Here is a 10,834-nt window from a genome sequence, read left to right on the forward strand (position 1 = left end):
TCTCCTATATTCAAGAAAATGTCCAACCGCGTTCATAAGGCGCAGGAGGTTCAATTTTGACGCCCAGTTCACTTGCAGCACTGTACGGCCAATAAGGATTTCGCAGTAATTCACGGGCGAGCAGGACTAGATCAGCTCGTCCATTTTGTAAAATTTCTTCTGCTTGAATAGCGGAAGTAATCAAACCGACTGCCCCTGTTGGAATATCTGCTTCTTTTCGAATTTGATCTGCGTACGGCACTTGATAGCCTGGGAAGGCATTGATGGCTGCAGGCACTACACCACCCGAGCTGACGTCTATTAAATCGACGCCTTGAGTTTTCATCCAACGTACCATCTCTATATATTGTGTGGTATCCATGCCGTTTTCCGCATATTCTTCAGCAGAAATTCTGACGAATAAAGGTCCCTCCCACACAGATCGAACTGCGTCAATAACTTGTCTCAAGAGTCGGTATCGATTTTCAGACGAACCTCCATACTCATCTGCACGGGTATTACATAATGGCGATAGAAATTCATTGATCAAATAACCATGGGCACCATGTATTTCTATGACGTCGAATCCTGCTTGCTTGGCACGGATGGCTGCTGCTTTAAAGGACTCAATCGTTTCTTTAATATCCTCTCTAGTCATTTCAACCGGGGTTTTGTACTGCTCACTGAATCGAATGGGGCTTGGCGCATAGATATCCCCTTCTACTGTCGATTTTCTACCGGCATGAGCTAATTGAATACCTGTACGGGCATCATACCCTTTTATTAATCGAACCAGTTCGGATAATCCCTCGATATGATCATCTGACCAAATCCCTAGATCCTCATTGGAAATTCTGCCTTCCGGTTGAACAGCGGTAGCTTCTACTATGATTAGACCAGCTTGTCCCGCTGCACGGGTTGGATAGTGAACCTTATGCCAATCCCCTACTTTTCCGTCTTGATTGTGAGAAGAGTACATACACATCGGTGACATGACGATACGATTCTTGAACTCCACGCCACGAATTGTATAAGGTGTAAATAAAGTTGCCATGAAATGATCCTCCTTATTTAGCTGATATACAAAGTATATCAAAGTTCCATTAACTTTATATGATGGGAGAACTCTATCCTTCTGGATAGAATGTCTCCCTTACTGACCATTTATCCCTTTGGTACTAAACGTAAATAATAAGTGGACTCCGCCATCTTCAATTCTGTTATATGATAATTTCCATACATCCAATCAGACAGCTGGTTTGCATACCATTGACTTTTCACATGTCCCGATTGCCCAGGCCCCACAATATGATGCGCGTTAAACCGGTTAGACCAATCCTTTACGAACCGCCAGCATGCGCCATGATGAACAGTCCCTGCTTCATTAAATCCAGCCGATTGGACTGTCACTTGGCTTCCTCCAACAGGCAAAGGCTTCGTTCGATTAAAAAGTTCCTTAGCAAAAGTACTTGTTTTACTGAAAGGATGTTCAAAATACAACCGGTGATAATCGCCCCATTTCCATTCCTTCATGTTTTTCCCGTACTGAACTTCCGCACGCTTTAAGCATTTGTTGAGTGCCTGATAGAGCACCTCAGAAATTCCGCCTGCTTGTGTAACCCACACTGATTCAGACTTTTTCTGCAGTGCTTGAAACAGCATACATTCTACTATTTGTTCCTTGCCGTCAAATAAGCGCAGTGCCTCTTCAGGAATCTCCTTCTCCAATAAAAGCTTCTGGATTTCACTCATCCACAAATGAAACAAAAGAGGAGCCGCCTCATTGACGCGGTCTTCAAATTTCCACTTCTCCAATATTCCCAATGCCCGCCGAATTGGCATCGTCTTTTTCATCGGCCGCAAGCAGTCCAGAAAAAGAGGGATGAACTCAGCTGCGTACAAATTCATTTTATCCATTTGCAGTCGTTTCATGTCTTGCACTGTAAAGTGGCTTCCAGCTTGCAACACTTCTTGAATGCGCAGCTGTCGATAAGGTCGCGATAATGCATGACTTATGTGATAGGGGTAGTCTTCTTCTACTTCCAATTCCGCTGTAGAAATGAAGTCTTCTACAGGATTCACCATACGTGGAAGTTTGTCGTACGGTATAAAACCATCCCACTCAAATTCATCGTTCCAACCCGGCACCGGGAGTAAGCCATTACCTTTCTTCCGGACTGGTATACGCCCATTTGCCTTGTAAGCAATCGTCCCATCAATTGAAGCATAGACAAAGTTCTGGGCAGGTGCATGAAAGTCTTCAAGCCCCTTTTCAAATTCTCCCCAATTCGTCGCTGAATTTATTGCGATTATCGCTTCGATTTCTTTTGTTGGTTCCATTGCAGTGCACCGCAATGACAAAGCTGTATGGGACAGGTCCTGCAGAAACTCAAAGAACACGGGTCCGTGTCTCGTCTCTTGAATTTGAAATAGTACAGGAGGACTTCCTTTTATCTGAATGACTTCACTGATTAAGTGCGCTTCGTACCATTCATCATTATATAAATAGGTATACGGTTTTTCAGGATGTCTTTTTTCAATATAGAGATCTTGCACGTCGGGTCTTGTATTCACAGCTCCCCATGCAATATGCTCGTTATGCCCCAACAGAATACCTGGCATTCCCGGAAAAATAACCCCACATACATTCACTTCACACGACTTTAAATGCATTTGATACAAAATAGCAGGCGTTCCAAGTGAAAAATTCGGATCAGCGGCCAACATAGGCTTGCCATTCTTACTTTTCTTTCCGCTCAGCACCCAACTGTTACCTCCATTTATGTCAGTTACGATTGGTGCGTGTTTAAAGATAGCCGCCACATTTAAAGGGTGACCCATACAATACGCAGCCGCTTCTTCATAATCACCTGCTGTCTCGGGAAGTAAGTCTTTCCATTTTTCTTCAGACAAATTATGCAATGCCCAGTATTTGAACGCTTGCCCTTGCCAGTTCCCTCCTAAATTAAATGCCATCAGTTTTCCTATTGCAATACAATCAGTCGGTGTCCACTCTTCTGGCTGATAGGAACGCAAAATAAACTCAATGGGCAATTTGCGTCTGCAAATCGCATCCTTTATATATGCATTCACCCCTTGTGTAAAAGAGTGCAAGATTTTTTTAGTCTTGACAGAATACTGCGGAAGTGACTTTTCTGCAGCACGGTATAATCCGATTGTTCGAAAGAATTGATCCCTATGAAGAGTTGATTTCCCAAATATCTCACTTAATCTGCCTGAACACTGTCTTTTTAATAAGTCCATTTGAAATAACCGATCTTGCGCTTGCACATACCCTTGTGCAAAATATAAATCATGTTCATTTCTAGCTTCAATATGAGGGACTCCCTGCTCATCCCGTACTACCAGCACCGAATTCACTAAGCCATGAATTTTTATGGTGCCTTTAGTCGTAGGAAGAGCCCGCAACATAGAATAAGCTGTCTGCCATTCACGAAACTTCTTCCATCTATACATTTTACGCCCTCCTTCAGTAAGAACCGATCGCCCGAAAGAACGTTAGCAGTATCCTTATTTACCTTATGCAAGTTTTGGCGTTCGGGAACGGCTAAAATTAGAAATTTATTAAAAATCGGCCAGTTGAAGTTAGCGAGACGTACAAGAAGCATAGAAGACGTGGAAGTTTTTCAGTTTAACTAGTTATCCTTAGAATCATTTAAAAGACGTAAAACCCAGTAGAAAGGGTTTTACGTCTTTTAGACTTACTTATTTACCATTTTCATAAACTCTCTCATTAAACCTGGCAAGTCCGGCCAAGCATGCCCAGAAACCAAGTTCCCTTCTGTATGAAGATCTTTCTCAATGTAAGTAGCTCCTGTGGCAGTCACGTCTGGTTTGCAAGCGATATAAGCCGTATACTCTCTGTCCTGCATAAGATCTGGGATCACAGATAATACTTGTGCAGCATGACAAACTGCCGCAACAGGTTTATTTTCTTCAAAGAAATGTCGCACAATTCCTGGCAGTGATTCATCCAGCCGGATATACTCTGGCGCCCGGCCGCCAGGTATGATTAATGCATCATAATCAGCTGGGTTGACATCCGCAAAAGCTATGTTTGAATCTAAACCGTACGCAGGCTTTTCCACATACGTCTCCATTCCATCAATGAAATCATGAGTAACTGTGTATAATTTTTTTACAGATGGGGAAGCAATCGTAGTCTCAAATCCTTCTTCTAAGCAACGATAATACGGATAGAAAATCTCCAATGCTTCAACCGCATCTCCGCCTAGAATCAATACTTTTTTGCTCATCTACAATCCCTCTCTCTCTCAATTCTGAATTATGTTCCTATTTCATTTGATTCGACATTTCAACAATGAATCCTCTTTCTTTTGATGAAAATCCTATAGTCATACATTTTTTCTAACGGAAATAGCCATATTAGAAAAAGGAGGGATCAATATGGATAAAAATATACGCCATCTTTTTCATAAAGAAACGATTAATACAGAAATCGGTTTGGATTTCGAAGCAAGTGAAGCAGAGGCCGCGCGGGTGCGTGAAAATGCGACAGGAAAAGAGTACCGGGAAGCGTTGAAAGAAACATATCGTAAAACTGAAAATAAAAGGAGTCGATGAAATGGAAAAGAAAAAGTATACAGTGGCGGGTACAGACATCGAGGAAGTAAAGAGGCTAAATGCAGAATCTGGTCCAAGCTACAATGAAATCAATGAGATGCTTACACAACGTATAGAAGAAAGAAAAAAGCAGAGCAGTTCCAATCAAACGAAGTAATTCGGATCTAAGAAAGCTTGTCACCCGAATGTATGGTGTGACAAGCTTTTGATTTTTTATTCTTCTTGATTCAGTGTCAATCGGATATGCTTTTCACCGAGCAGAATAACATTACAGTTCCAACGCGGGTGAAAAACTAAACGATCTTGCTCATCCAACTCCATCGTCATATGAATTTCATCATCTTCTTTCGTTAAAATCGCAACCCGGCGATTCTCCATATCCATATAAGGTTTCATCTTTGGATTCATTTCGATCTCCCACTCAAAAAACTTCACGGCATTCCCTCCTAATGGTTCGCTTTTTTCTTACTACGACGTATCATAAACTGCTCAATTAAAATAGCTAAGATCGTACCTGTAATCAACCCGTTAGAAAGAGTAGAGGCGATTATGGCCGGAAGTTCTGATAAGCTTTCAGCCGGCACGAACATGGTCCCGACACCGACCATCAGACCGAACGCCACAGCCTGCCGTGCACGCTCTTTTTCTGGATCTGCATCCAGTTCATTGAATGCCATCGAGACCATTTTGGTAAAGATTGCAAACGTCACGGCATAGGCAACAGGAGCAGGCAAAGCGGCGAAAAAGGCCATGACACTAGGAAATAACGTCATGAGGACAAGAAGCCCGCTCCCAATAATGAACGGCTTGATTGAATGCATACGTGTCGTACCTACAAACCCTGCTGATCCAGATATCGGCACGGAACCAATAGCGGAAAACAAACCAGCGATCAGATGGATGAACCCTGAAGCGAAAGCTCCTTGGCGCAGCCGATCAGGCGGTGTGATATTGAACGAATGCGTCAATAAATGCTCCATAACGCGGATCGACGCCAGCATATTTGCAACTAGCAGGAATGTGATAAAAATGGCTGTAACGAGTACACCGCCATCCCATACAGGCTTCCCATAAACAAATAGTTGCGGTAATTGAATAAATTGATCCGAAACTTTCGCAACAGTAGGTGTCTTCCCAAGCAACAGAAAAAGTCCCCACCCGAATAGAATGGAAATCAACACTGCATACTTCGAAACAGTTGGTCGTTTATTGGCCATCGCAATGAACGTAATCAATAAAACGACGAAACTTCCGCCTAAAATTATGGGATCTAAATGATCTCCCGCTTCCTCCACGCCCATCATGCCTTTAATAAATGTTCCACTTAACTGTAAAATCAGCAACAATAAATAAGTAAATGTAATCGCAGGAGTAAAGAGTGCCTTCATTTTCGTGATGACTCCGGTAGCTGCCAAAATTATAAATAGAACACCACTATAGAGCATGCCGCTTTGCAATGCTTGCAGTGCATCTGTTGAAGTGGAATAAAAGATGCCAACCATACCGGCATACACTACATAAATTCCCCACCATAATCCGGCAGGCCCTTCGTTAATTGGCATACGGTGACCGAAAAATGCCTGAATGAGACAGGCGATGCCGAGTACGAAAATGGTTCGCTGCATGAATAGTGAGGTTGCTACCGCATCCATGCCGAATACGTGTGCAATTGCTATAGGTGCTGCAATAGAGGATGCGATAAGAAAGACTGTCCATTGGATGCCGCCTGCTAGATGTTTCATTTGATAATTCCCCCGATGTAACCGTGCAAATTTTGATGTATTTCAGTATACCACGCAAGCAGCCATTATGTTTTAGTTTTACAACAGTCAGACACAAACAGACAGCCATTTTCGGCTGTCCGTCTGTGTCTGCTGTTTTATTCAGCCTTCAATGTCAACACGCGTCCATTTGACACTTCTCCTGTCAAAATCGTCTCATGGAAATCACCTAACGCCCAATCCTCTGCCTGATCATGAAACCACTTGGACTTCATGTGCCCGCTTTGTCCCGGTCCGACAATATGATACGTCTTCGACAGATCATTCAAGTCCGCTACAAATCGCCAAGACGCCCCATGGTTCACTGATCCATCATCTTTAAAAGCAGCCGCCTGCACCGTTATATTCGATCCGCCAATCGGTTGCTTTTTGGGATTTAACAGCTTCTCGAATATCGGCGATGCACTAGCCAACGAATGAGGAAAAGTTAATTGATGAAAATCACCCCACTGCCATTTTTCCGGCTTATTACCGAAATCTGCTTCAATTTCTTTGATCGCATTCATGAAGGAGGAATACACCCATTGATCAACGCCTTTTTGCTCATTCAGCCAGACGCTTGCTTCGCCATTGTAACCCTTGCGTAAAAGTTCATCTGTAATCTGCCCTTTACCTGGCATCAATGCAAAGACATCTTCCGGCATGTCATCCTGGAACATCTCAAACTGCAACTGTCTCATCCATTTATGGAAAATAAGAGGTGCACTGCTTTCTTTCGAATCGACTTGATCCCAATCTTTCAGTAATTTTATACTCCCTTGATAGTTTCCGTCTTGGTCTTTCTTTTCAACTGATCCAATCATCGAGTCCAAAAACTCTGCTGCGTAAAGATTCTTTTGGTCCATCTGCAGCTTCATCATATCTTCTGCCGTGAATTCATCACCTTCTCTCAGCACTTCTGCAATCCGTTCATATCTGTAAGGCTGCGCCCAAAATTTCGTTATATGATAAGGATACGAATCATCAACTACTTCATTATTTGCCGTTGCGATGAATCCCTCATCTGGATTCACTACGCGCGGAAGTTCGTCATATGGAATATACCCTTCCCAACCATATTCGGAAGAAGCGCCAGGCACAGCTAATTGCGCATCACCTTGTTTACGTATAGGGATTCGACCGTTCGCTTTGTATGCAATTGTTCCATCTTTTGCGGCGAAAACAAAGTTCTGTGCAGGTGCATGAAAGTTCTCTAAGGCTTTCTCAAAGCTCTCCCAATCGGCCGCTTTATTCATCTTCATAATGGCTTCCAATTCCGTTGTCGGCTCAAGTGCCGTCCATTGCATCGAAAACAAAGCTTCCGGATCTTCCTCTTTGTAAATTACATCTGAAATGATCGGACCATGTCTGGTCACCACGACTTCAAATGGAATGTCTTTGCCGTCTTTAACCCGAATTGTTTCGTCACGGACTTCAGCTTGCTCCCATTTGTCGTCGTAGCGAAACTTTCCTTTTTCACTTGGATGCGGGATCTCAATATAAAGATCTTGTACATCAGGACCGACATTTGTGACGCCCCATGCAATCTCTTCATTGTGGCCTAGTATAATTCCCGGTATTCCCGCAAAAATTACACCGCCTACATTTTGATCGGGTGATTGCAAATGCATCTGATACCAGATGGAAGGCGTACTCAACCCGAGATGCGGGTCATCCGCCAGGAGTGGCATGCCAGAAGCAGTCTTTTCTCCTGAGACAACCCAGTTATTGCTGCCATTGAATTCAGGAGGTGATAATTCCGGGAGAAATCTTCCCGCTACTTCCACTTGGTTCTCTTTATTTGCTGCCATGATTGACTCTGCGTTTTCAGGATACGTAATGAATAACTCTTTTGCTTTCTCCTCAGAAAAGGCATTCAGAGCCCAATGTCGAAATGCTTGCGGCTGCCATTTACCGCCCAAGTCATAGGCCATATATTTGCCAATCGTTAATGAATCTTCCGGAGTCCAGGTTTCTGGTTCGTACCCAAGAAGTTTAAATTCATAGGATAGCTTGTGCGTGTCTTTCGCTTCGTTAATAAATGCATTGACACCTTCTGCATACCAGTTCAACACCTCTTTTGCTTGATCACTATAGCCATCATATGAAGCTTCTGCGGCTGCCCGCAAACTAAATGTGCGGAAGAGCTTATCATTAGCAACAGCTTCCTCCCCTATCACTTCTGCTAACCGGCCACTCGCTTGTCGACGGGCTAAATCCATTTGAAATAAGCGGTCTTGCGCTTGCACGTATCCTTGCGCACGGTAAAGATCCTCATCAGACTGTGCTTTAATATGTGGTACACCATCCTTATCTCGTGTGATCACTACATCTTGATCCACAAATGTCACCTGATGCTCACCGGCGATTAAAGGTTTCGACTTCGATATGTAAGCGTTTGCAAATATAGCAAAAATAACAGCTATTAACGCCAACAAACTGATACTCCATAATGTGATCTTTCTTCCGCGCCCCATTTTCCATCCCCCTTTTAACTATCATACTATGATAGTATTCTAGAATTATTTGTATATTCCTTTAATAATGGGAACAGCGCTAAAATAAAAAAGACATACTGCTTATGTCATGAATAAGCAGTATGTCGTAAATCATTAGCGGGATTCAAAGATTTTTTGGATGATTTGATCGTTTTTCGTTCTGCCGAAGTTCTTGTGTATACAACTTTCTGGTTTCTCTCGCAAGGTGGAAGCAAAACTTTTGGCGAGTTCTGCCTCACCTGCAACATGAACTTCCTTCCAGCCCCTTTTGGATTTCATTTTCCCGACGATTGATCCCATCTCTTTATAGAAACGTCCAAGGTTCGCTCTTAGACGCTGGTCAAATTCGTCTGTATGTCCTCCTACGCCACGCTGGATTGAAGACTTAACCCCTTTCTGCTCTTTCCAGACGTCAAGACCGGAGTCAAATTCATAAACCGTCTCATCTCGGATCCTTCCCATCGCAGTGTCCAGAATTCGGACCTCTCCGTAACTTGGGAGTACAATTCCTGACTCAGGGTATGCTTTTAACATATACTCCAGTTCGTCCGTCATCGCATGATTTTCCCAATGAAAACTTGTTTTGACTGCTACTTGGACAAAATGAACAGACCAAATCTCCGGCTCGGCCGCCGCAAAAATTACGGCTCCTTTCGCCAATTCTCCCTGGTTATGCTCAATTTCTTTCATGACTTTGTCTTTCACCAAGCGAAAAGCAGTCAACTCTTTTTCATCACCAGAAGCGACAAGATATTCATCCAGCCGCTTCAATCCAGACTTCAGATGAATTCTCCAAGCAGCTTGTTGCTGGTCAGGATCTGCAGGATTCGTATTCAAGTACACCGATAGTACACACCGATCATCACAGCGAAACGCCTTCAGCTTTTTTAATTCTTCGCTTACATTCATCCGATCATCCTCCTCATCATTCCCTCAGTTATAGCATGCCCACTGAGCGTGGAATTACAAGAGTACTTTTTTTCAAACTCTATATGTGCACATTTGAAAGGTCAGAATTGTCCCAGCTTTAAAAAGCGCACAGTCAGATCTGCAACTTCCCTTTGGTGGTGGATTTCTTTATGTCCATAAGGCACTGAAATAAAATCCGTTAATCCAGGATACTGAACGGAAGCTAATTCGATGCGTCCGTCATTATCACCTTCCAGTAATTTTCCGAGCCATAAATGATTTCGTGTCCCGGCAATTGCTCCAATAGGACAAGGAGGATCATTTGATAAATTCAATTGTTCTATATAGGTGGTATGCAGGGAGCGCAACGTTCTGAAATATTGTGTGTAACCGACTATTTTGCTTGCAACATACGCAAGTTGGCTGCCATGGTTCGGTGTAGCAATTTGGACACATCGACCGATCGCTGCCAGGTTATCAGTTTCTTTTAGAACTTTTCGTATTAACAACCCGCCTGTACTATGCCCAACCAAGTGAATTCTTGCATCCTTATGCAACGCCATTTCACTCAACACTTGTTCCACTAAAAGGACAGACTTATCAAATTCAAGACGTGTTAACGGAAGATTGAGGGAGCGGCAATGATAGCCTTGTTCTTCTAAATAAGTAGAAAGTGTCTTCATATCACGAGAATTTTTATTGAAACCATGAAGCAAAAGAACTTGATCATTCACGCGATCACCTCTTTAATATTTATCCACTATAATTTTTCCGAATACCTATGGAAGCGACATCCTCTAGAATAAAACGCCTGATTCTGTCCATAGTACTCTTTAGGAGGTGTGCCGTCATGGGGAATAAAAACAACAAGAAAACAATGAATGAACGAACTCACAATCCATTAGATACGTATCAAAACAAAAGTAAAGACGCCAGCAATAGTAACAACAATAATCCGAACGACAATTTAAATGAAGAATTATCCGCCGAATTCGATGCAAAGGCCAAAAACAAAAATAACAAAACAAATCATGATAAGAATCAATCTTCCAACAAAAGATGATCGGCAACTTGCCGCTCTAC

Annotated in this window: 11 protein-coding genes; 3 read left to right on the forward strand and 8 right to left on the reverse strand. The window is 42.8% G+C overall.

The features are described from left to right. Window positions 1-10: 10 nt before the first annotated feature. The 3 genes from namA to MKX97_RS14190 all read right to left on the reverse strand — a co-directional run bounded on the left by namA (window position 11) and on the right by MKX97_RS14190 (window position 4,256). Entirely contained in the window at window positions 11-1,033 is a 1,023-nt protein-coding gene (gene namA / locus MKX97_RS14180; RefSeq protein ID WP_342536268.1) for an NADPH dehydrogenase NamA, read from the reverse strand. Between the two features lie 110 nt (window positions 1,034-1,143). Continuing rightward, a complete protein-coding gene (locus MKX97_RS14185) occupies window positions 1,144-3,456 on the reverse strand; it encodes a penicillin acylase family protein (protein WP_342536269.1) in 2,313 nt (770 codons plus the stop codon). A 245-nt stretch (window positions 3,457-3,701) separates the two neighbouring features. After that, window positions 3,702-4,256, reverse strand: a complete 555-nt coding sequence (locus MKX97_RS14190; RefSeq protein WP_342536270.1) for a DJ-1/PfpI family protein — start codon at window positions 4,254-4,256, stop codon at window positions 3,702-3,704. A 151-nt stretch (window positions 4,257-4,407) separates the two neighbouring features. On the opposite strand from MKX97_RS14190, the gene MKX97_RS14195 reads away from it, so the two are divergent. Continuing rightward, on the forward strand, window positions 4,408-4,584 hold the full coding sequence (locus MKX97_RS14195) for a hypothetical protein (RefSeq protein ID WP_340760227.1): 177 nt from the start codon (window positions 4,408-4,410) through the stop codon (window positions 4,582-4,584). A gap of 1 nt (window position 4,585) precedes the next feature. Beyond that, a complete protein-coding gene (locus tag MKX97_RS14200; RefSeq protein ID WP_176132597.1) occupies window positions 4,586-4,741 on the forward strand; it encodes a hypothetical protein in 156 nt (51 codons plus the stop codon). A 56-nt stretch (window positions 4,742-4,797) separates the two neighbouring features. On the opposite strand, the gene MKX97_RS14205 is transcribed toward MKX97_RS14200, so the two are convergent. From MKX97_RS14205 to MKX97_RS14225, 5 genes are all read right to left on the reverse strand, one after another. After that, complete coding sequence (locus MKX97_RS14205) at window positions 4,798-5,019, reverse strand: hypothetical protein (RefSeq protein WP_078818449.1); 222 nt, start codon at window positions 5,017-5,019, stop codon at window positions 4,798-4,800. Between the two features lie 11 nt (window positions 5,020-5,030). Beyond that, on the reverse strand, window positions 5,031-6,326 hold the full coding sequence (locus MKX97_RS14210; protein ID WP_342536272.1) for a purine/pyrimidine permease: 1,296 nt from the start codon (window positions 6,324-6,326) through the stop codon (window positions 5,031-5,033). A gap of 137 nt (window positions 6,327-6,463) precedes the next feature. Continuing rightward, entirely contained in the window at window positions 6,464-8,821 is a 2,358-nt protein-coding gene (locus MKX97_RS14215) for a penicillin acylase family protein (RefSeq protein WP_342536273.1), read from the reverse strand. Window positions 8,822-8,956: 135 nt separating this feature from the next. Continuing rightward, on the reverse strand, window positions 8,957-9,751 hold the full coding sequence (locus MKX97_RS14220) for a VLRF1 family aeRF1-type release factor (RefSeq protein ID WP_078818452.1): 795 nt from the start codon (window positions 9,749-9,751) through the stop codon (window positions 8,957-8,959). 101 nt (window positions 9,752-9,852) lie between these two features. Continuing rightward, window positions 9,853-10,485: an alpha/beta hydrolase gene (locus MKX97_RS14225; protein ID WP_221838297.1), complete on the reverse strand. Its 633-nt coding sequence runs from the start codon at window positions 10,483-10,485 to the stop codon at window positions 9,853-9,855. A 116-nt stretch (window positions 10,486-10,601) separates the two neighbouring features. On the opposite strand from MKX97_RS14225, the gene MKX97_RS14230 reads away from it, so the two are divergent. Beyond that, on the forward strand, window positions 10,602-10,814 hold the full coding sequence (locus tag MKX97_RS14230; protein ID WP_009498570.1) for a hypothetical protein: 213 nt from the start codon (window positions 10,602-10,604) through the stop codon (window positions 10,812-10,814). The last annotated feature ends 20 nt before the right edge of the window (window positions 10,815-10,834 follow it).

This window comes from Sporosarcina sp. FSL K6-3508 (assembly GCF_038615825.1).
Taxonomy (GTDB): domain Bacteria; phylum Bacillota; class Bacilli; order Bacillales_A; family Planococcaceae; genus Sporosarcina; species Sporosarcina newyorkensis.